Here is a 20,598-nt window from a genome sequence, read left to right on the forward strand (position 1 = left end):
CAGATAATCAAATTATATCAGGTATTAAGCGGAGCAGAAAGGATGTTTTGGCCGTTTTTCTGGCCACTTTCGCGGCCGGTTCACGACCACTCGCTGGTACAATCTTACCCAGAATGGGCAAAACCTCACTTTCCCCCGATTCCTCCCACGTTCGCGGCCCCCACCGCCAAACACCGGTTTCATCCCCCACCCCACCCAAACCACAAGCAGAACCCGCTACCCTCGCAGTGCGCTCAAGCACAAAACTTTGTTCGCTGCTGAATGATGCTATTGCGACGCGTTTTGTTATCGTTTTGGCCCACGGGAGCAGATATCGAAACCAGAAGAACAAGCCCCCGCACGATCCGCATTGCTTTTCGGCGACGCACGGCGCGCGCCCGGCAAGCGGACGGACGACAATAATCAAAAGAGGTGGAACAATGAAAAAAGCTCATATCGCATTCCTGAGTGCGACCGTCCTGGCGCTGCTCCAGGCCCCGGTCGCCAGCGCGGCGGATGTCTGGCCGTTCAACGTCGTCGATGCCGCCAAGGGCGGCAAGGTCGTGCCGTATACCGGGCTGGAAAAGGCATCGAAGAAGTGGAAGATCTGCGTGCTCTTCCCGCATATGAAGGACAGCTACTGGGTCGGCGTCGATTACGGCATCGTCGACCAGGCCCGCAAGCTGGGCGTCAGCGCGACGATTTTCGAAGCCGGCGGCTATACCGAGGCCGCCAAGCAGGTCTCGCAATATAACGACTGTGTCGCGCTCGGCGTCGATGCGATCATCATCGGCGCGATTTCCGAAGCCGGCCTGACCAAGAGCATGGAGGAAGGCAAGACCAAGGGCATCGTTCAGGTGGGCGTCATCAACCCGCTGCAAAACAAGGTCGCCGATGCCAAGATCTATGCCAATTATGACGACGCGGCCGAGGCGGGCGCCAAATTCCTGGCGGAGAAGTTCAAGGGCCATAACGGCAAGGTCAATCTCCTGCATTTCCCTGGCCCCCAGGGCTCGGGCTGGGCGGAATCCTCGACCGAAGGCGTCAAGCGCGCCATCAAGGACACCAACATCAACCTGCTCGATGCGAAATACGGCGACACCGGCAAGAATGTCCAATTGCAGCTCGTCGAAGATGCGCTGCAGGCCTACAGCAATATCGACATCATCTACGGCACGGCTGTCACCGCCGAGGTCGCGCCGCAGGCGGTTCAGGAAGCCGGGCTCGATCATCCGGTGGCGGTCGCCGCCTATTATTCCAACGAAGGCATCGTCAATCTGGTAAAAAGCGGACAGGTCGCGGCGACCGTCACCGAGTCACCGGTCATGGAAGCGCGGATCGCCGTCGACCTCGCGGTGCGCATCCTGGAAAAGAAGGAGCATTACACCTTCCTCAATCCCGGCATGAGCGTCGTCACCAAGGACAATATCGGTTCGATGGACCTGACCAGAACCTTTGCCCCCGAGGGCTGGAAGCCGGTCTACAAGGTCGATTGATGGATATCAGAGTTGAAAGGCTAGCCCGACCGATGACGACAGGCGCGACAGACGACATCCTGGCAATGCGCGGCGTGGTCAAGCGGTTCGGCTCTTTCGCAGCGCTCAGCGACGTGGACTTTTCCCTGAAATCCGGTGAAGTCCACGTCCTCTTCGGCGAAAACGGCGCCGGCAAATCGACGCTGATCCAGATCATCGCTGGTGTGCATACGGCCGATGAGGGCGAGTACACTCTGCTCTCCCAGCCCGTCCTGCATCCGACCCCGGCGAAGCTTCAGCATGCCGGCGTCTCGGCGGTGTTCCAGGAATTCAGCCTCATCCCCGACATGACCGTGGCCGAGAACATTTTTCTCGGCCGCGAGATCACCAGGGGCGGACGTCTCGCCAAAGGCGAGATGCGCCGCGCCTGCGAAGAGGTGCTTGCAAAACTCGGCTTCGCCATCGACCCGGATGCGCGCGTCAAAACGCTCCGGCGCGCGCACCAGCAAATGGTCGAGATCGCCAAGGCGTTGCTCCGGCAGGCACGCGTGATCATCTTCGACGAACCGAGCGCTTCGCTCGCCGACCAGGAAGCGGCTGCCCTCTTCGACATCATCGAAGGCTTGCGGGCTCAAGGCATCGGCATCATCTACATTTCCCACCGCATGTCGGAGATCGACCGCCTGGCCGATCGCGTCACCGTACTCCGCGACGGCCGCAAGATCTGCACGCTGACGCGCGACGAAATCAGCCACGAGCGGCTGGTCACCTCGATGACCGGGCGCAGTTTCGAGAGCTTTTATCCGGAGATCAAGCGACAGCCTTCCGGCGATGCCGTGGTGATCTCCGGGCTCAGCACCGACAACGGCCTTGTCGACGATGTCAGCCTAAGAATCCGGCGCGGCGAAGTGCTCGGCATTGCCGGCCTCGCCGGCTGCGGCAAGTCGGAGCTGATCCGCGCCGTCTTCGGCCTGGAACGGATTGCGGCCGGCACCGTCACCCTGGATGGCGAAGCCATATCGCATCCCTCGCCCGCCGGCATGCTGGCAAGGCGCGTCTGCTACATGCCGTCGGACCGGGCGACGGAAGGCTTGGCGATGCGCCAGAGCGTCGGCCGCAACAGCACCATCGCCTCGCTCGACACAGGCAGTTTCTCCCGCTGGAAGACCTGGCTGCGGCTGAAGGCGGAACAGACATTCGCCAGCGGTGTGATCGACAGGATGCAGATCAAGACCCGCAGTGCCACCACGCCAGTCGATGCGCTCTCGGGCGGCAACAAGCAGAAAGTGCTGCTCGCCCGCGGCCTGTCGCGGGAGCTTGACGTCTATCTGTTCGACGAGCCCACCGTCGGCGTCGACGTGCAGGCCAAGGTCGAGATCTACAATTTCATCAAAGAACTCACCGAGGCCGGCAAGGCAGTGGTCATCGCCTCCTCCGACATGGCCGAGGTCATCCATCTCTCGCACAGGCTGGTCGTCATGCGCGAGGGCAAGATCGTCTCGGAAATGGAAGGCGGCAGTTTTTCCGAGGAAGCGCTGCTCTCCAGTTTCTTCGGCCGCCCGGTAGCACAGCAGCCACTCAGGGAATTGGCCTCGTGAAGCAAAGGAACCGCCCTTGGAAACCGTAAGAAAATCTAGGGTTACAGGCTTTGGCAGGCTGGCCTTGCCCTTGCTGCCGGTGCTTCTCGTGGCCTTCTGCATCACCTTCGGCATGATCGAGCCGCGCTTCCTGCGCTATGCCAATATCTTCAACATCCTACGAAACGCCTCCTACCTGTCGCTGGTCGCCGCCGGGCAGATGCTGGTCATCGTGGTCGGCGGTTTCGACATTTCCGTCAGCGCCGTGGTGGCACTCACCAGCGTCTCGACCGCGCTGTCGCTTGGCATGATGGGGACCCTCCTGCCGGATGCGGCCATTCTCGCAGCCGTGCTGGGGTGCCTGCTCGGCATGGTGCCGGCGCTGATCGTCGGACTGGCGAACGGCCTGTCGGTGTCGGTGCTGAAGGCGCCGCCCTTCATCGTCACCATCGGCACCATGTCCGTGGCACTCGGCATTGCCGATTACCTCTCCGGCGGCACGCCGATCTATGGCCTGCCCGACAATTTCCTTGCGACCATCGGCACAGGCAAAGTCGGCGGCATCGCCAATGCGATCATCATCGCCGCGGTCACGCTCACCGTGCTTGCCTATATACTCGGCTCGACCCGAAGCGGGCGCTATTTCTATGCCGTCGGCGGCAATGAGCGTGGGGCACGCTTTTCCGGCGTCAATGTCACGCTCTACACCACGCTCGCCTATGTCCTGAGCGCGGCACTCGCCGGCCTCGCCGGCATTCTGCTCACCGCCCGGGTAGGCTCGGGCGAGGCGACGCTCGGCAATTCGCTGATGCTGCAGAGCATTGCCGCCGCCATCCTCGCCGGCGTGTCGCTGCGCGGCGGTTCCGGCAGCCTGCCGATGGTCGTGCTCGGCGCGATCTTTCTGTCGATGGTTTCCAACGGCCTCAACCTCATCCATGTCGACAGCCGCTACGAAGTCATCGTCACCGGCGTCATCGTCATCGCCGCCGTTGCCATGGAAAAGCTCAGAGAGAAGGGTTCGCGGAGATGAAAAGCCTATCCCTGCCCGCTGCGGCACCGGTAAAAGAGATCGGCCTGCCGGTCGCCATCCTGCTCATCTACCTCGCCTTCGTCGCAGCCCAACCGGCCATGGCCTCGCTCGCCAGCGTGGAAAACCTGGTCAAGCAGACATCGCTGCTGTTCCTGATCGCCTCGGCCCAGCTGATCGTGCTGGTCGCGAGAGGCTTCGATCTCTCCGTCGGCGCCAATGTCTCCCTGGTCTCGGTCGTCTCTTCCATGGCCATGGTGCATTTTGCCGGCGACGGCAATGCCGCGGCGCTAGCCATGGGTTTCCTCGCCGCCGTCGCCATCGGCCTCCTGGTCGGCGGCCTCAATGGCTTCCTCGTCGCCTATCTCGACATCAATCCCTTCGTCACCACGCTGGGCACGATGAGCATTGTCGGCGGCATCGCGACGACGATTTCCGGCGGCTTTCCGATCTTCGACGTCCCGGCTTCGTTCCCATATGTCTTCAACCAGATGACATGGCTCGTCCTGCCCGCGCCGGTCATGGCCGCTCTGCTGGTCGCCGTCCTGCTGCATCTGACGCTGACCCGCACCGTGCATGGCCGGACGCTCTACCTGATCGGCGACAATGCCCGCGCCGCCGCCGTGGCCGGACGCAATGTGAAACTGCACACGCTCGCCGCCTACACCGCCTGCGGCGTGCTCGCCGCCTTCGCCGGCCTGATGATGACGGCGCAGACGGGATCGGGCGAACCCAATCTCGGCACCAATCTCGTCCTCGACAGCATCGCCGCCGCCGTCGTCGGCGGCGCCTCGCTCCGCGGCGGCACAGGAACGGTCTTCGCCCCGCTGCAGGGTGCTGCCCTGGTAACGATCGTCTCGGTGGGCATGAACCTCGCCCGCATCGACGGCTCGCTGCAATCGGTGGTGATCGGGCTGGTGGTCATAGCCGCAACGCTGTTCGGCGCCCGGCGGGGGCGGTAACTCTCCCCACCCTCACCCGGCAAGCCGGCCGCGATAACGGCTGATCTCTTCGATATGTTCCGGGCCGATGCCGCAGCAGCCGCCGACGACGGTGGCGCCCTGGCTGATCCAGCGGTCGATCCATTTGAGATAATTGGCGGGGTCGAGATCGGCGCGGATGTCGGAAATGCCGGCATAGGGCTCATCCGAGGGCGGCTCAGGCGCGAAGGCATTGGCATAGACGCCGACCGGCACCGTTGCATCGGTGGTCACGCGGCGCGCGGCGATCACCGCTTCGCTCATCACTTCCGGCTGGCTGCAATTGAAGAACACGCCGGATGCACCGGCTTCGAGGGTTTTCCTGACGGCATCCTCCACCGGTTCGCCCGAGCGAAGCTCCGGCGGCCCGGTCCGGCCTTCCTCATCCTTGAGCGTGTAGGAAACGTAGACCGGCCGGCCGAAATCCCCGACCACGGCCAGCGCCGTCAAGGCTTCGGCGGTCGAGCTCTGGGTCTCGATCAGCCAAAGGTCGACATAGGGTTTCAGTCCCCCGACCAGGCTTTCCAGGATTTGCGGCGCCCTTTCGGCCTGGAACCGCCCGGGCCGGTAGCTCTCGAACAAGGGCGGCAGCGAGCCGGCGACGAGCACCTTGCGGCCGGCGGCGGAGGCGACCTCGCGCGCCAGCCGGCCGGCGAGATCCGCCAGCGTCCGGCCCTCGGCTGCAAACCGCTCCTCGCCGAGCATATGCGGAACCAGGCCATAGGAATTGGTGGTGACGATGTCGGCGCCGCTATCGACATAGGCCTGGTGCGCCCGGGTGACGAAATGCGGCGCCTCGATCAGCGACAGCGCCGACCATTCGGGCAGGCGGAAGGGCGCGCCCAAGCGTTCGAGCAGGCGGCCCATGCCGCCATCCAGGATCGAGAAGGCAGTGTTGTTCGTCATGATCATCCTTTCATCGTTCTGCGGCGACGCTGCGTCCAAAGTGGCGTTCCAGCCGGCTTTGGATCACTTCCAGCCCGATCGACAGAATCCAGTAGATCACGGCCGCCGAGAGCAGCATTTCCATATAGTGATATGTCGAGCGCCCGAAGGACTGGGCGAGAAAATTTAGCTCCCACAATCCCATGATCGACACCAGCGACGAATCCTTGAGCATCGAGATGAACTGCGCGCCGGCCGGCGGAATGATGACCCGCATCGCCTGTGGCGCGACGATCTTCATGCCGATCAGGCTGCGTCCGAGGCCGAGCGCCATCGCCGCCTCGCGCTGCCCCTTCGGCACGGAGGCGATGCCGGCGCGAATGGTTTCGGCGAGATAGGCGCCATAATTGAGCGACAGCGCCAGAATGCCCGAGACGAAGCCGGACAGGACCAGGCCGAACTGCGGCAGGGCCAGATAGATGATCAGCACCTGCACCAGGAGCGGCGTGCCGCGGAAGAACGACGCGTAGAAGGTCGCAGCACCAAACGCCACGGGGTTGCTCGACAGCCTGCCGAGCGCCGTCAGCACCGCGACCACCAGCGACACCGCCATCGAAATCACGGTGATCAGGATGGTCAGCGCCACGCCCTGGATGAAACCGTCCGGCGACAGCTTCAGACCCAGCAGGAACGGCAGCTTCTGCCGGATGAGGTCAAAATCGAGGCCGAGGCGATAGAAGCCGAAAAACAGCAAGCCGACCAGCACAAGCCAGACCATCTGCACCTTGAACCAGAACGGGCGCCGGCTGAGCTTCAGGCGAAGCGGCAGCGCCTTCGTCAGCGAACCGCTTCGCAATGCCTGCTCGCCGTCAGAAGGCATATTTGGTGATATCCGTCTTGAACCACTTCTCGGAAATCTTGGCGAGCGTGCCGTCCTGCTGCAATTCGGTGATCACGCGCTTGACCTCGGCATCCCATTCAGGATCGCCCTTGTCGGTCACCACTGCATTCGGCTCGGCAAACAGCGGCGCACCGAGCACTTTCAGCTTGYCCTGGGCATCGATCTGGCCCTGCGCCGTGCCGAGAGAGGCGACGATGGCATCCAGGCGAACGCCGGGACCGAGCGCCAGATTCTGGAAATTGACGGTCTCGTCGCCCGGAACAATCTGGACATCGCCGAACGGGAATTTGATGGCCGGCTGCCCGGGAATGGAGAACTTCTTGTTGAGATAGGCTTCATAGGACGAGCCCGTGCCGACGCCGACGCGCTTGCCGGCGATATCGGCGATCGATTTGATCGACGTCTCATCCTTGTTGACGACCAGTACGGCCGGAACGCTATAATAATTGACCGGGAAGTTGACGACCTTGGCCCGCTCCTCGGTCGGCGTCGACGAGGTGATGGCGATATCCCAGCGATTGGCCCAGCGGCCGCCGATGATCGTTTCCCAGCCCGGCGTTTCCAGCCGAAGCTTGACGCCCAGCTTGGCGGCCAGGGCCTTGGCAACATCGATGTCGAAACCGTCCAACTCGTTCTTGTCGTTGAGATAGGCAAACGGTGGATAGTCGTTGACGACAGCATCGACCACCTCCCCGTTCTTCTTGACGCGATCCAGCACTTCGCCAGCGGATGCACTGGAGGCAATGCCCACGACCAGCGCAAGCGCAGCAAGAAGGGTATTCAGGGATTTTGACATCGATACGATCTCCACGATTTCATTGCCCAGCCATGTGCCGGGTTGCTGCTGGAAAATAGAGGACCGTCCTTAGCCACATAAGAACATATTTTCTATCTTTTTTATATATTTTACAAACAATATGTCACGCTCTCGACGACGGCGGCAATCCTGCCTTATCACGGCGAACATGCCGTCTCGGCTTACGGCAAATTCCGGCTTGACTTCGCTCCGCATACGTTCCCTATTTGTTCGACTTCTAAGGGGAATTTCGATGCAGACCGATGAACTCAATTCCATCATCGTCAGGGCCAAGGCTGCCACTTATGTCGGCGGCGGCACACCGGTGAGCGCGAGCCGGCGCCGTTCCCATGACCTCACATGGTCGGAAGGGGAATGGAGCTACCTCGACAGCTATTTCGGCGGCACCGATTTCGCCGGCCAGGAGGTGCTCTGGTTTCGCGGCGAGCCCATATGGGCGATGAATTATTACGGCACTATCCGGCTTCCGGAACTGATCGACGCCGAGCGCGCGGGCGCGACCATCAAGGCAGCCCTGTCTGCTATGTACAGGCAGGGACGCTTTCTCGGCGGTTTCGAATGGACCGGCGAACATGGAACATATGTCGATCGTAGCGAGGGCGATGCGGCGCATTTCCATGGCCACGAGGCCATCCTCGTCGACCGCCAGAAGGCCTACGCGCTCGACTATTTCGGCGGGCTGATCAAGCCGTAGACGAAGCAAATGATTGCCGTCGCGGAGGCGAAGGCGCAAGCATCTGGCAGAGGCCGAACCGACCGGAGATGAGGAGCTCCGGCCGGGATGGAGGTGCAGAGCGGTAGCAAGCCCGTGCCCGGCACATCGCTTTGCAGACCCATGAACGGTTGGCATGACGGATCTGGCGCATGGAAGGGGAGACACGTCCCATCCGCTGATCGAGGCGACGATCGGGCAATTTTTCGATGCCACCTGCGCCCGCTATCCTGACGTCGATGCGCTGATCTCCGTCCATCAGGATGTCCGCATGACCTATGCCGGGCTTCGTGAGAAGGTCGATGCGCTGGCAGTTTCGCTCCGCCGCCTAACCTACGCAAGGTTCGGTCGAGGGATCCGCACGCCTTCAAGACCATTGCCATTTTCCATCAAGGGGTAGGCGCTGGCAAGGACGTCGTGATCGTGATCCGTGATGTCAATCAGGTCGAACCTCTTATGACCAGTCGGCCCGGGAAGTCCACACTCTCCTTGGGTCGACGACCCAGGATCATTTCGACCGCCGCGGCGGCCATTTGCGTCATTGGTTGATCGTAAGACGTGAGGTCGAAAGCGGGCGACGCAGCGAATGCGGTATTGTCGAAGCCCACGACAGCGACATCCTCAGGCACCCTGATCCCGAGTTCCTGGCGAAGGACGCTCATCGCTCCGAAGGCCAAAGCATCGTTTTCGCACATCAACACGTCGATCGAAGGAATATTTCCCCCGGCTGCGAAAAAGCCGCGTACCGCTTCGGCGCCTGACCAATCGCTATAGGCATCCGCGACCATTCCGGAAATCGGATCGACGCCCTTTTCATGCCAGAAGTCGCGGAACTTGCGTCTGCGGCCAAGTGCCGTCGACAGTACGCGCGGACCGGCGAGGAAGGCGGGTTTTCTATAACCCTTGTCATAGAGATGCTCGCAAATCTCCGTCATGGCCCGATCTGTGTCACAATTGATCGCCGGTACCCCTTCGATCTGCGAGCCTCGCGCCAGAACAAACATTGGGGCAGCGCCGAGCAGCCTTTTGTCTCTTAGCATCTCATTGCGAAACGCCGTGCCGAAAAGGATGACTGCGTCTACCTGGCGCTGTTCGGCGTTGATCAAAGCGTCGACATGGTCGTTGTGGTCATTGATGTTGATCAGCAACGCCAGCAACCCGTTGGCTTGTAGCTCATGGGTGAGTTTCCCGAGATAGGAGAGTTTGCTCGGATTTTCGAAATCGTCCACGAGAACCGCAACTTGATGCGTGAGATTGGTGTTGAGGCTCCTGGCCAATAAATTGGGCCGATAGTTCAACGTGTCTGCGGCTTCGAGCACTTTCTGCCGACTGATATCGGTGATCGAAGCGCCAGGGGTGAATGCCCGAATGACGGTCCATTTCGACACGCCTGCCAGGTCGGCTACATTCTGAGCGGTCGCGCGTTTCGCCATTGTCTTCTCCGAAGCTATTCATGGAACGTCTATTCCGTTTGACCGGAAATTGAAATGAATGGTTGACAAATTTCCGCGCCTCGATATTCCTATACGTGTTTGCTACCGGTAGCAAAATGACCGGAGAGCAAAATCGGGAGCTTCAGCGACGTCGGGAGACGCGCTGTTTGAACATTGGGCGCGGGAGGATATGCGCCCTCAGCTGGAGGAATAAATGAAGACCGTATTCAAGAAACTCGCCGTCGGCGTGGCCGTTGTCGGCTGCCTTCTTTCCGGGATGAGCCTGGCGGAAGCCAAGGACATTAAGATCATCGCAGTAACCCACGGCCAGGCCAACGATCCGTTCTGGTCGGTGGTCAAGAACGGCGTTGCCGCGGGCGCCAAGGACACCGGCGTCCAGGTCGATTATCGGGCGCCCGAGACTTTCGACATGGTTGCCATGAGCCAGCTCATCGATGCTGCGGTCAACCAGAAACCCGATGGGCTGATCGTCTCGATCCCGGACGCCTCGGCGCTTGGACCGTCGATCAAGAAGGCCGTGGCCGCTGGCATTCCGGTGATCTCGATCAATTCTGGATCGGACGTATCCAAGGAGCTCGGTGCTCTCCTGCATGTCGGCCAGGATGAATACAGCGCCGGTAAGGCAGCCGGCGAAAAGCTCAAGGAAATGGGCGGCAAGATCGGCCTTTGCGTCAACCAGGAAGTCGGCAATGTCGCGCTCGACCTGCGCTGCAAGGGTTTTGCAGACGGCTTCGGCGGCAAGGTGAAGGTGCTGCCGGTTTCCAACGATCCCGCCGATGTCCGTGCCAAGGTCAAGGCAGCGCTGAGCGCCAATGCCGATGTCGATACGATCATGGCGCTGGGCGCAAGCACCGCCGGCGAGCCCTCGCTTGATGCGGTCAAGGATGTCGGCAAGACCGGAAAGGTCAATGTCGCGACCTTCGACCTGTCCGCCGGCTTCCTGAAAGCCGTTGCGGCGGGTGACGCGGCCTTCGCTATCGACCAGCAGCAGTTCCTGCAGGGTTATCTGCCGGTCGTGTTCCTGGCGAATTACGCCAAGTATGGCCTGATTCCCGGCGGCAACGTGCCTTCCGGTCCGAACCTTATCACCAAGGACAAGGCGGCTCAGGTGGTAGATCTGTCCGCCAAGGGCATCCGTTGATTTCCTCCCGAGCGTGACCGGGCGGCCCGCTGCCGGCGGGCCGCTTGCCGCTTCGTATGACATGGACACGGCCGCCGATATTTCCTGGCGCGCCAAGAGAGGCACTATGGCCCCTGTAGAACAACAACCATCCATTCCGACTGCCAAGGGCGACGAGCGCATCCGCAATGTGGGCTTCCTGACCCAGCTGATGCGCCGCCCTGAGCTCGGCGCCGTCGCCGGCCTGATCCTCGTTGTCGTCTTCTTCGCCTTTACGGCTGACGCGTCGATGTTCTCGCTCTCGGGCGTGATGACCATCCTGGCGCCGGCGTCACAGCTCGGAATTCTGGCGATAGCCGCGGCGCTACTGATGATCGGCGGCGAATTCGATCTGTCGATCGGCTCGATGATCGCCTTTGCCGGCCTTATTTTCGGTGTCCTGCTGGTGAATTTCCAACTGCCGCTTTGGGTGGCGATCGTTCTTACCCTGCTGTTTGCAGGTGTGATGGGAGCAGTGAATGGGCAGATCGTCATCCGCACGCGGCTGCCGTCCTTCATCGTCACCCTCGCCTTCCTGTTCATCCTTCGCGGGCTGACCCTTGTCGGGCTCAAATGGGCGACAGGCGGCTCGACGCAATTGCGCGGCATAGAAGGCGTGGTTGGCGATGGGATTCTCAAGCAGATTTTTTCCGGGGTGGCCTTCCAGTCGCTCTTCGGCTGGCTCGCCCAACACAATCTCATCGAGAAGTTCGACAACGGTGTTCCCAAAGTCAGCGGCGTCCCGGTGTCGGTGGTCTGGTTCGTCGTGATTGCCGGTGTCGCGACCTGGGTCCTGCTTCGCACCCGCACCGGAAACTGGATTTTTGCGGTGGGTGGCGATCCGAATGCCGCACGCAATTCCGGCGTTCCGGTCGACAGGGTCAAGACGGGATTGTTCGCCCTGACAGCATGTGCTGCGGCGCTGGTTGCGATCATCACCGTGCTCGACGCCGGATCGACCGATGCCCGCCGTGGTTTCCAGAAGGAATTCGAAGCGATCATCGCGGCCGTGATCGGCGGCAGCCTGCTGACCGGCGGCTACGGCTCGGCGATCGGGGCGTTCGTCGGTGCGATCATCTTCGGCCTCGTTTCCATCGGCCTGACCTATACGCAATTCGACTCCGATTGGTTCCAGGTCTTCCTCGGTTCGATGCTGCTGCTCGCCGTGCTCTTCAACAACTTTATCCGTCGCAAAGTGACAGGGGAGCGCTGATCATGGTCGATAGCAATGCAAATTCCGCTGGCCCGATCATCGAGGTCAAGGACATCGTCAAGCATTACGGCTCGGTGATCGCTCTTGCGGGCGTGTCGATGAAAGTCTCGGCCGGCGAGGTTCTCTGCCTGCTCGGCGACAATGGTGCGGGCAAGTCCACCCTGATAAAAACACTATCCGGCGTTGTCCGCCCATCCGGCGGCGAATTCCTGGTGGACGGAAAGCCTGTTCAATTTTCAAGCCCGCGCGATGCGCTCGATGCGGGCATTGCCACCGTCTACCAAGACCTCGCAATGATCCCGCTGATGTCGATCACGCGCAACTTCTTCATGGGTCGCGAGCCGCGCCGGGGCATACCGCCGTTCCGTTACATCGACTTCAAGCACTGCAACGACGTCACCCGCGATGAGATGCATAAGATCGGCATCGACATCCGCGACCCCAACCAGGCCGTCGGCACGCTTTCCGGCGGCGAGCGCCAATGCGTCGCCATAGCGCGCGCCGTCTATTTCGGTGCAAAAATCCTGATCCTCGACGAGCCGACCTCGGCTCTCGGCGTGGCCCAGACCTCCATGGTGCTGAAATACATTCACCAGGTGCAGCAGAAAGGGCTGGGCGTGATCTTCATCACCCACAATGTCCGTCACGCTTATGCCGTGGGCAATCGCTTCACCATTCTCAACCGCGGCAAAACGCTGGGAACCTACAGCAAGAGCGACATCTCCATCGATGAGCTCCAGAATCTGATGGCGGGCGGCAAGGAATTGCAAGCTCTGTCGGCAGAGCTCGGTGGAACAATCTGATCAAAAACTGAGGAATATAGTCAATGGTAGACGCAGTCTCGCCGACTGAACCGTTCACGCTCGCCGTTTGCGCGGAGATGGTGTTTCGTTCGCTTCCCGTCATTGAACGGCTCAGACGCATCACAGAACTCGGTTTCGTCGCTGAAATCTGGGACTGGACGAAGCATGACATCAAGGCCTTGGCGGCATCCGGAGCGACGTTTTCTTCGATGACGGGCTACGTCACGGGTACGCTCGCCGATGATGAAGGCGCTGATGAACTGATCCGAACGGCGAAGCTGTCGATACCCGTTGCCAAAGAGATCGATTGCCCCCGACTGAACCTGCATGGGACCGGGTTGGATGGGCAAGGGCTCCCCGTGGTCAAGAGCGAAGTGACGACCGGGCCGATGTGGCTCAAGGCACGAGACACCTTAAATCGCATCGCCGATCTCGGCGAGAAGGAGGGCGTCACCTTCGTGCTCGAAAATCTGAACGAGGCCGTCGACCATTCCAAAACGCCGTTCGCCAAGGCGGCTGACACGATCGCACTCGTCGCGTCGGTCAACCGACCGTCTCTGAAGCTCAATCTCGACCTTTATCATGCCCAGATCGGTGAAGGAAACCTGATCGAGCTCTGCCGGCAGGCCTTGCCCTTCATCGGAGAAATCCAGGTCGCCGACGTGCCCGGGCGTACGGAGCCCGGCACCGGCGAGATCAATTATCCGGCAATCGCCAAGGCTCTTGCCGGGATGGGTTACCGCGGCGTGATCGGCATGGAGGCCTGGCCGTCCTCCGATGACGAACTCGCCCTATCGAGGTTCCGTCAGGCGTTCACGCTCTGACGCGCCACATCACAAACTGACAATCAAGGAATGACATCATGCTCAAAATAGGTCTTCTCGGCGCCGGCCGCATCGGCAACGTGCACGCTAAGGCGATCTCTTCTCATGCCGGCAGCGCCCTCGTCGCCGTGTCGGACGTCAATATGAGAGCGGCACAAAAGCTGGCCACGCAATACGGCGCTCAGGCGGTGACGACCGATCAGGTGATCAGCGACCCCTCGATCGACGCCGTGCTCATCGCCACCTCGACCGACACCCATTCCGACCTGATTGAAGCGGCAACGAAAGCCGGCAAGGCCGTGCTGTGCGAAAAGCCGGTGGATCTCAGTCTTGAGCGGGCGCGCGCCTGCCAGGCGGTGGCGGCTACCACCGGCCGTCCCGTGATGATCGGCTTCAACCGCCGCTTCGATCCGAACTTCGCAGCACTGAAGGCCGCCGCCGACCGCGGCGAAATCGGCAGAAGCGAACTTCTGTCGGTGACCTCGTTCGATCCGGCGCCGCCGCCGGTGTCCTATGTCAAGGTCTCGGGCGGTCTCTTCCGCGACATGATGATCCACGATTTCGACATGGCCTGCTGGATCATGGGGGGCCTGCCGGAAAAGGTGACGGCCGTCGGCACCTCTATCGTCGACCTCGAGATCGGTGCCGCTGGCGATGTCGACACTGCCGTCGTCACACTCCAATTCGGCGATGGGCGGATCGCGGTGATCAAGAACAGCCGCCGCGCCGTCTACGGCTACGACCAGCGGGTGGAATTGCTCGGTTCGGAAGGACTGCTGTCGGCCGGCAACGTGCTGGAAAACACGGTTTCGAAGGCCACGAAGGCCGGCGTGGTCGGCGCCAAGCCCGAGTTCTTCTTCCTCGAGCGGTATATGCGCGCCTATTCGGCCGAATGGGCGGCGTTTGTCGAGGCTGTGAATGCAGGATCGGCCCTGCCGGTGACGCTTGCCGACGGCGTCAATGCGCTCGCGGTCGCCGAGGCGGCAACGCGGTCGGCAAAGTCAGGTGAGTCAGTCAGCCTGGCCAGCATCCTTTAATCCCACCGGTCGAGACACGCCGTGGCCGCGCCGGACGACAGCACAACGCAAGAGATGGCTTTCAGCGATCTCCGGGAGCGCATCCTCAGGCGTGAGCTCACATTCCCGCCGCAAGTGGAAAAGCTTGCAGCGGCATGTTTGGCCCGGCCTGAACTCCTCGCCTTCGAACACACCGCCGCTATTGCCGCCCAAGCAAATGTCCCGAAGGCGACGGTCACGCGGTTCGTGAAGCTGCTCGGAAAATCGAGGCTCAAAGAGGCACGCGAAATCTTCCGAGACGAGCTGAAAAGAAGGGCAGGTCAAGACGCCTGCTCGTCGCGTAATTGACCTGTTCTGCCGAAATCTCGCAGCGCGCGTTTTGTCTCCTGAGCGCCGTCTGATGTTGAAAGAGACCGACGCCGAAGCCGCGCGGGTGAACGTCGATTTTCCTCCATTCGACGCGCAGCATCCCAGCAAATTTCATCTCGACACCACCAATCTTGAGCGGCAGGCCTCGGCGCGTGAAATTCTGAAATGGCTTCAAGCTACCCTCATATCGCAATCCCATAAGCCAGCCTGGCGCTCCGGGCCGAGCCAACGCAAACGCCGTTGCGCCCCAAACCGCATCAAATCGTTGCCGTCCTTCGGGTGAAGGCGTAAGCATTTGAGGCAAAGGCCGATCCGACCGGAGATGAGGAGCTCCGGCGGGGAAGCGAGGCGCCGGGGCGGTTCTAAGCCGCTGACCGGCACGCCCGCCTTTGTAGGCCCATGGGAGAGGCTGGCATGACGGATCTGGCGCATGTGAAGGGCGACATAGCCCACCCGCTGATCGAGGCGACGATCGGGCAGTTTTTCGATGCCACCTGCGCACGACACCCTGACGTCGATGCGCTGATCTCGGCGCATCAGGATATCCGCCTGACCTATGCCGGGCTTCGCGAGAAGGTCGATGCGCTGGCGGTATCGCTCCGCCGTCTCGGCCTGCGCAAGGGCGACCGGCTCGGCATCTGGGCGCTCAACACCGCCGAATGGGCGCTGACCCAATTCGCCACCGCCAAGCTCGGCGTCATCGTGGTCAATATCAATCCGGCCTACCGCACCTGGGAGCTGAAATATGCGATCAACAAGGTCGGCTGCCGGGCGCTGATCCTCTCGCCGTCGTTCAAGAGCAGCGACTATATCGCCATGCTCAACGAGCTGGCCGTCGAACTGGCGCAGAGCACGCCCGGCGGGCTGGACGCCCACAATCTGCCGTCGCTGCGCTGGGTGATCCGGCTGGGCACTGACAAAACCCCCGGCATGCTGAATTTCGACGATCTCCTGGCGCCGCCGTCGAAAGGCGAGCTCGAAACCCTGCAGTCGCTCGGCGAGACGCTCGACGCCAATGATCCGATCAATATCCAGTTCACCTCAGGAACGACAGGCGCGCCGAAAGGCGCCACGCTCACCCATCGCAACATCCTCAACAACGGCTTCTTCGTCGGCGAAGCGATCAAGCTCCGGCCCGGCGAACGGCTCTGCATCCCTGTGCCGCTCTATCATTGTTTCGGCATGGTGATGGGCAATCTCGGCTGCCTCACCCACGCCGCCACCATCGTCTATGCCTCGGCCTCCTTCGACCCCGCCGCCGTGCTGAAAACCGCGGCAGACGAGGGCTGCGTCGGCATCTATGGTGTGCCGACCATGTTCATCGCCATGCTCGACCATCCCGACCGGCCGAAATACCAGTATCCGAACCTGCGCACCGGCATCATGGCGGGCAGCCCCTGCCCGGTCGAGGTGATGAAGAAGGTGATCAGCATGCTCGGTATGAACGAGGTGACGATCGCCTATGGCATGACCGAGACATCGCCGGTGTCGTTCCAGAGCGGCACGGACGACACGCTCGAACATCGCGTCTCGACAGTCGGCCGCGTCCAGCCGCATTGCGAGGTCAAGATCGTCGGCGAGGATGGCCAGACGCTCCCCCGCGGCACCGCCGGCGAACTCTGCACCCGCGGCTATTCTGTCATGAAAGGCTATTGGGACGATCCCGAAAAGACGGCGGAAGCCGTCGATCCGGAAGGCTGGATGCATACCGGCGATGTCGCCACCATCGACGCCGACGGCTACGGCAACATCGTCGGCCGCATCAAGGACATGGTCATCCGCGGCGGCGAAAACATCTATCCGCGCGAGATCGAGGAATTCCTCTACGCCCATCCCAAGGTCCGAGACGTCCAGGTCGTCGGCATTCCCGACGCGCGGCTCGGCGAGGAATTGTGCGCCTGGATCATCGCCCAGGATGGCGAACAGCCAACGGAAGCCGAGATCATCGACTATTGCAAGGGCAGGATCGCCCACTACAAGGTGCCGCGCTATGTCCGTTTCGTTGAGAGCTTTCCGATGACGGTGACGGGCAAGATCCAGAAATATCTGATCAGGGATGCGATGAAGCGGGAACTGGGGATAGAGGAGTTGAAGACGGCGTGAGGTCGGTGACAGGGCTATCGCATTTGCCCGACCCACGAAGGCGAGGTATCGGATAATTAAGAAAGACCCTCTCTGGCCTGCCGGCCATCTCCCCCACAAGGGGGGAGAAGACTCGCGGCACGCTCCTTGCCTCAATTTGGGCTGCGAGACTGCGGTTGGGTTAAGCCCCTCCCGCTTCTGGGAAAGGGTACGAAGGCCGGGTGAGCGGCAGCGAACCCTTGGCCGAAGTTGGTGAGGCGTAGAGCACCGCCGAAGCTTCGATTTGGGCGAGCGAGTTCCGCGAGTCTTCTCCCCCCTTGTGGGGGAGATGGCCGGCAGGCCAGAGAGGGTCTTTTTCCAAATGCGCCAACCCTCCCCCTTGTGGTATCCGAAGGACAGGTCGAGACAAGAGGCGCGATCTGGGCTTTGCAATGAGAGCAGTAGACAAAGATGCCGCATTCAAACATCGGATCCAAGACGAGAAAGAATGCGAAAGCTCTTCGCCGTGAGTTGACCAAAGCCGAGCAGGCGATGTGGGATATGTTGCGCGACCTGCTCCCTTATGGCGCCCGGTTTCGGCGCGAGACACCGATCGGACCATATATCGCAGATTTCGCCTGGTTATCCGCCAAAGTGGTCATCGAAGTCGATGGCGACAGCCACGAGACGCTTGCGGGAAGGATGCATGATGAGGCGCGCGATGCATTCCTGAAGCGACAGGGTTTTACGGTTCTGCGCTTCGACAATTTACAGGTTCTGGACGGCGCTGACTATGTTTTTACCGAGATCGAGCGGCATGTGAGGCATCTTCTGAAGGGATATGCCGGCGAGACGGTGCCGTCTTAATCTGCTGTCAAAAGCCGCTGCGCACAAAGCCGGGCGTTGCATATGACGCGAAGACCCTCTCTGGCCTGCCGGCCATCTCCCCCACAAGGGGGGAGAAGACTTGCGGCACTCTCCCTGCCTCGATTGGGCCGAGGCGATCCGGACGGATTAGTCTTCTTATGGGAAGCCGAAGGACGGGTCGAGACCGGTGGCTCGACCCTGTAAGTTGGGGGAGGCGTTCCTGCGTCATACGCAACTGCCATCCGCCTCTCGCGGCACTCACCCGGCCGCCGCCACCTTCGCCCCCAGATAAAAATCATGCACATCCTGCCGCGCCAGCAATTCTTCCGCCGTGCCATAGGCCGCCACCCGCCCTGTCTCCAGAATGTAGCCGTAGTCGGCATATCTCAGCGCCAGGTTGACGTTCTGCTCGGCGAGCAGGAAGCTGACGCCGGATTGGCTGTTGAGCGTGCGGATGATCTCGAAGATTTCCTGTACGATGATCGGGGCGAGGCCCATCGAGGGTTCGTCGAGCAGGACGAGCTTGGGCCTGGTCATCAGCGCCCGGCCGATGGCGACCATCTGCTGTTCGCCGCCGGAGGTGAGCCCGGTCCTGACCTTTCGCTTCTCCTTGAGCCGAGGAAACCACGCATAGACCTGTTCGAGGCCCGCCTGCAGCTCGGCGCGCGAGGGCTTGCGGACGAAGCCGCCGGCGAGGATGTTCTCCTCGACGGTCAGTTGCGGAAAGCAGTGGCGGCCTTCGAGCACCTGCACCACGCCTTTGGCGACGAGGCGGGCGGCGGAGAGCGAATTGATCTGCTCGCCCTGCCAATAGATCTCGCCATGGCTGACCTTGCCGCGCTCGGGGCCGAGCAGGTTGGAGACGGCCTTGAGCGTCGTTGTCTTGCCCGCGCCGTTGGCGCCGAGAAGGGCGACGATCTTGCCCTCCCCGACCGTGAGCGAGACGTCCCGCACGGCCAGGATCGCCTGACCATAGAGCGCTTCCATATTGCGGATTTCGAGAAAGCCGCCTGCCTGATTGCTCATGAGATGATCCTGTCCGCCTGATATCAGAGGCTCAGTTCTGGGCTTCGCGCGGCACGATGCCCTTTTCCTTGGCATAGGCCGTGGCCTTGGCCTTCAGCACATCGGCAAACAGCGTCGGGTCCGCCTTGATCCAGTCGGTCCTGGTGTCCCAGGACTGGCCGTTCCACTGGATGATCTTGGCGGCGATCGTCTCGCCCTTGTGGTTGTCGATGGTCGTCTTGAGCGGGCTGATCAGGCCCTTGGCGCCGAGTTCGTCGAGACGCTTGTCGTCGATATTGAGGTTCTCGAGCGCCCACTGGCCCTCGGCGGCGGTCAGCGGCCGGTTGCCGAATTTCTTGTGGCCGGTGCGCAGCGCCTCGACGAAGGTGATAGCTTCGATGACGCCGTAATTGTAGTAGACCGTGCCGAACTTGGCATTGTCCTTGAGATCGGACTCGCCCTTGTCGAGAATGTTCTGCTTGAGCTTGCCGATAATGCCGTAATCGGTGCCCGGCGGGAAGACGGAGACGGCGAGATAGCCCTTGGCGACGGCGCCTGCCGGACGCGCATCGTCTTCCGAACCCGACCAGATATCGCCGATGATATGATTGGCGGGGAAGCCGACGCGGGCGGCGGTCTTGATCGCCACCGGCGTCATCACGCCCCAGCCGCGCAGGAACACCCAGTCGGCATTGGCGCGGCGGATCTGCTGCCATTGCGTCTGCTGCTGCTCGCCCGGATGCGGCACGGGGATCTGGATATCCTCAAAACCGTATTTCTTCGACAGGATGCCCATCGGCTCGATCGTGTCGCGGCCATAGCCGGAATCGTGATAGAGGGTTACGATCTTCACGCCCTTGAGCTTGTCATAGCCGCCAGCCTGCTGGGCGATATAATCGACGATGATCTGCGCTTCGCTCCAATAGTCGAACACCAGCGGGAACTGATAGGGGAAGACGCGGCCGTCGGTGGCGATGTTCTGGCCGCCGCCGGGGCTGACGATCGGGATCTTGTCGATGCGCGCCTTGTCGGTCAGCGCCACGTCGAGGCCGCTCGAATGTGGATAGATTGCTGCCGTGAGCGCACCGTCATAGCCGTTTTTGTAGCGCTCGTAGCATTCGATGCCGCGCTCGATCTCATAGGCGGTCTCGCATTCCTTGACCTGGATCTTGACCCCGTCGACGCCGCCCTCGACCTCGTTGACATAGCGCAGATAGTCGATATTGCCGGCGCCGAACGGGATGAACGACGGGGCGTAGGGTCCGGTACGATAGGTGAAGAGCGGATAGAGCTGCTTGCCCTTGCCGTCCTCGGCATGCGCCGAAGCACCGGCCAGCGTTGCGGCGATGACGGCGGAAGCCGCAAGCGCCAGGGTCTTTCTAAGCATGGACATGTTTACCCCCTGTGGGATTGAGATTGACGCCGGATGCTTGGGAGGATGAGCGGACGATCCGGCGTCGGTGTGTTCCGCTCG

Annotated in this window: 21 protein-coding genes; 15 read left to right on the forward strand and 6 right to left on the reverse strand. The window is 61.5% G+C overall.

The genetic code is table 11. From position 1 onward, the window contains the following. Window positions 1–419: 419 nt before the first annotated feature. Genes torT through AC1D06_RS32330 form a run of 4 tightly spaced genes read left to right on the forward strand, consistent with a single transcriptional unit; the run spans window position 420 to window position 5,020 of the window. Window positions 420–1,475 (forward strand): TMAO reductase system periplasmic protein TorT, encoded by a 1,056-nt coding sequence (gene torT / locus AC1D06_RS32315; RefSeq protein WP_477880465.1) that lies wholly within the window; start codon window positions 420–422, stop codon window positions 1,473–1,475. Further along, complete coding sequence (locus AC1D06_RS32320; protein ID WP_477989978.1) at window positions 1,475–3,052, forward strand: sugar ABC transporter ATP-binding protein; 1,578 nt, start codon at window positions 1,475–1,477, stop codon at window positions 3,050–3,052. Before torT ends, AC1D06_RS32320 begins: the two co-directional genes overlap by 1 nt. Before the next feature lie 16 nt (window positions 3,053–3,068). Then, window positions 3,069–4,061, forward strand: a complete 993-nt coding sequence (locus AC1D06_RS32325; RefSeq protein WP_477880467.1) for an ABC transporter permease — start codon at window positions 3,069–3,071, stop codon at window positions 4,059–4,061. After that, on the forward strand, window positions 4,058–5,020 hold the full coding sequence (locus AC1D06_RS32330; protein ID WP_477989979.1) for an ABC transporter permease: 963 nt from the start codon (window positions 4,058–4,060) through the stop codon (window positions 5,018–5,020). Before AC1D06_RS32325 ends, AC1D06_RS32330 begins: the two co-directional genes overlap by 4 nt. Window positions 5,021–5,032: 12 nt before the next feature. Here the strand turns inward: AC1D06_RS32330 and AC1D06_RS32335 are convergent, their stop codons facing one another. Genes AC1D06_RS32335 through AC1D06_RS32345 form a run of 3 tightly spaced genes read right to left on the reverse strand, consistent with a single transcriptional unit; the run spans window position 5,033 to window position 7,620 of the window. After that, the gene (locus AC1D06_RS32335) at window positions 5,033–5,944 is read right to left on the reverse strand and encodes a homocysteine S-methyltransferase family protein (RefSeq protein ID WP_477989980.1); all 912 of its coding nucleotides are present in this window, start codon (window positions 5,942–5,944) and stop codon (window positions 5,033–5,035) included. Between the two features lie 10 nt (window positions 5,945–5,954). Next, window positions 5,955–6,803: an amino acid ABC transporter permease gene (locus tag AC1D06_RS32340; protein ID WP_477989981.1), complete on the reverse strand. Its 849-nt coding sequence runs from the start codon at window positions 6,801–6,803 to the stop codon at window positions 5,955–5,957. Further along, complete coding sequence (locus AC1D06_RS32345) at window positions 6,793–7,620, reverse strand: transporter substrate-binding domain-containing protein (RefSeq protein WP_477989982.1); 828 nt, start codon at window positions 7,618–7,620, stop codon at window positions 6,793–6,795. Before AC1D06_RS32345 ends, AC1D06_RS32340 begins: the two co-directional genes overlap by 11 nt. Before the next feature lie 253 nt (window positions 7,621–7,873). On the opposite strand from AC1D06_RS32345, the gene AC1D06_RS32350 reads away from it, so the two are divergent. Beyond that, window positions 7,874–8,335 carry a DUF5680 domain-containing protein gene (locus AC1D06_RS32350; protein ID WP_477989983.1) on the forward strand — a complete coding sequence of 154 codons (462 nt, stop codon included), beginning with the start codon at window positions 7,874–7,876 and terminating at the stop codon, window positions 8,333–8,335. 154 nt (window positions 8,336–8,489) lie between these two features. Next, window positions 8,490–8,753, forward strand: a complete 264-nt coding sequence (locus AC1D06_RS32355) for a hypothetical protein (RefSeq protein WP_477989984.1) — start codon at window positions 8,490–8,492, stop codon at window positions 8,751–8,753. Between the two features lie 40 nt (window positions 8,754–8,793). Here AC1D06_RS32355 and AC1D06_RS32360 read toward each other — a convergent pair whose 3' ends face one another. After that, window positions 8,794–9,786, reverse strand: coding sequence for a LacI family DNA-binding transcriptional regulator (locus tag AC1D06_RS32360; RefSeq protein WP_477989985.1), 993 nt, complete (start codon window positions 9,784–9,786; stop codon window positions 8,794–8,796). A gap of 214 nt (window positions 9,787–10,000) precedes the next feature. Here AC1D06_RS32360 and AC1D06_RS32365 point away from each other — a divergent pair, with 214 nt between their 5' ends. The 9 genes from AC1D06_RS32365 (at window position 10,001) to AC1D06_RS32405 (ending at window position 18,119) form a co-directional block, all read left to right on the forward strand. After that, window positions 10,001–10,948, forward strand: coding sequence for a sugar ABC transporter substrate-binding protein (locus AC1D06_RS32365; protein WP_477989986.1), 948 nt, complete (start codon window positions 10,001–10,003; stop codon window positions 10,946–10,948). A gap of 106 nt (window positions 10,949–11,054) precedes the next feature. Continuing rightward, window positions 11,055–12,179 carry an ABC transporter permease gene (locus AC1D06_RS32370; RefSeq protein WP_477989987.1) on the forward strand — a complete coding sequence of 375 codons (1,125 nt, stop codon included), beginning with the start codon at window positions 11,055–11,057 and terminating at the stop codon, window positions 12,177–12,179. Window positions 12,180–12,181: 2 nt separating this feature from the next. Then, a complete protein-coding gene (locus AC1D06_RS32375) occupies window positions 12,182–12,982 on the forward strand; it encodes an ATP-binding cassette domain-containing protein (RefSeq protein WP_477989988.1) in 801 nt (266 codons plus the stop codon). Between the two features lie 23 nt (window positions 12,983–13,005). Then, window positions 13,006–13,806, forward strand: coding sequence for a TIM barrel protein (locus tag AC1D06_RS32380; RefSeq protein ID WP_477989989.1), 801 nt, complete (start codon window positions 13,006–13,008; stop codon window positions 13,804–13,806). Window positions 13,807–13,844: 38 nt separating this feature from the next. Further along, window positions 13,845–14,843, forward strand: coding sequence for an inositol 2-dehydrogenase (iolG, locus tag AC1D06_RS32385; protein WP_477989990.1), 999 nt, complete (start codon window positions 13,845–13,847; stop codon window positions 14,841–14,843). Window positions 14,844–14,864: 21 nt separating this feature from the next. After that, a complete protein-coding gene (locus tag AC1D06_RS32390) occupies window positions 14,865–15,170 on the forward strand; it encodes an RpiR family transcriptional regulator (RefSeq protein ID WP_477880487.1) in 306 nt (101 codons plus the stop codon). 52 nt (window positions 15,171–15,222) lie between these two features. Next, entirely contained in the window at window positions 15,223–15,474 is a 252-nt protein-coding gene (locus AC1D06_RS32395) for a hypothetical protein (protein WP_477989991.1), read from the forward strand. Window positions 15,475–15,605: 131 nt separating this feature from the next. Beyond that, a complete protein-coding gene (locus AC1D06_RS32400) occupies window positions 15,606–17,294 on the forward strand; it encodes an AMP-binding protein (protein WP_477989992.1) in 1,689 nt (562 codons plus the stop codon). A 429-nt stretch (window positions 17,295–17,723) separates the two neighbouring features. Beyond that, window positions 17,724–18,119, forward strand: a complete 396-nt coding sequence (locus tag AC1D06_RS32405) for an endonuclease domain-containing protein (protein WP_477989993.1) — start codon at window positions 17,724–17,726, stop codon at window positions 18,117–18,119. Window positions 18,120–18,377: 258 nt separating this feature from the next. Here AC1D06_RS32405 and AC1D06_RS32410 read toward each other — a convergent pair whose 3' ends face one another. Together AC1D06_RS32410 and AC1D06_RS32415 are read right to left on the reverse strand one after the other, a co-directional pair. Further along, window positions 18,378–19,145, reverse strand: coding sequence for an ABC transporter ATP-binding protein (locus tag AC1D06_RS32410; protein WP_477989994.1), 768 nt, complete (start codon window positions 19,143–19,145; stop codon window positions 18,378–18,380). A 31-nt stretch (window positions 19,146–19,176) separates the two neighbouring features. Next, window positions 19,177–20,517, reverse strand: coding sequence for an ABC transporter substrate-binding protein (locus tag AC1D06_RS32415; RefSeq protein WP_477989995.1), 1,341 nt, complete (start codon window positions 20,515–20,517; stop codon window positions 19,177–19,179). Window positions 20,518–20,598 lie beyond the last annotated feature (81 nt).

It is taken from the genome of Rhizobium sp. P2_G2, assembly GCF_056403555.1.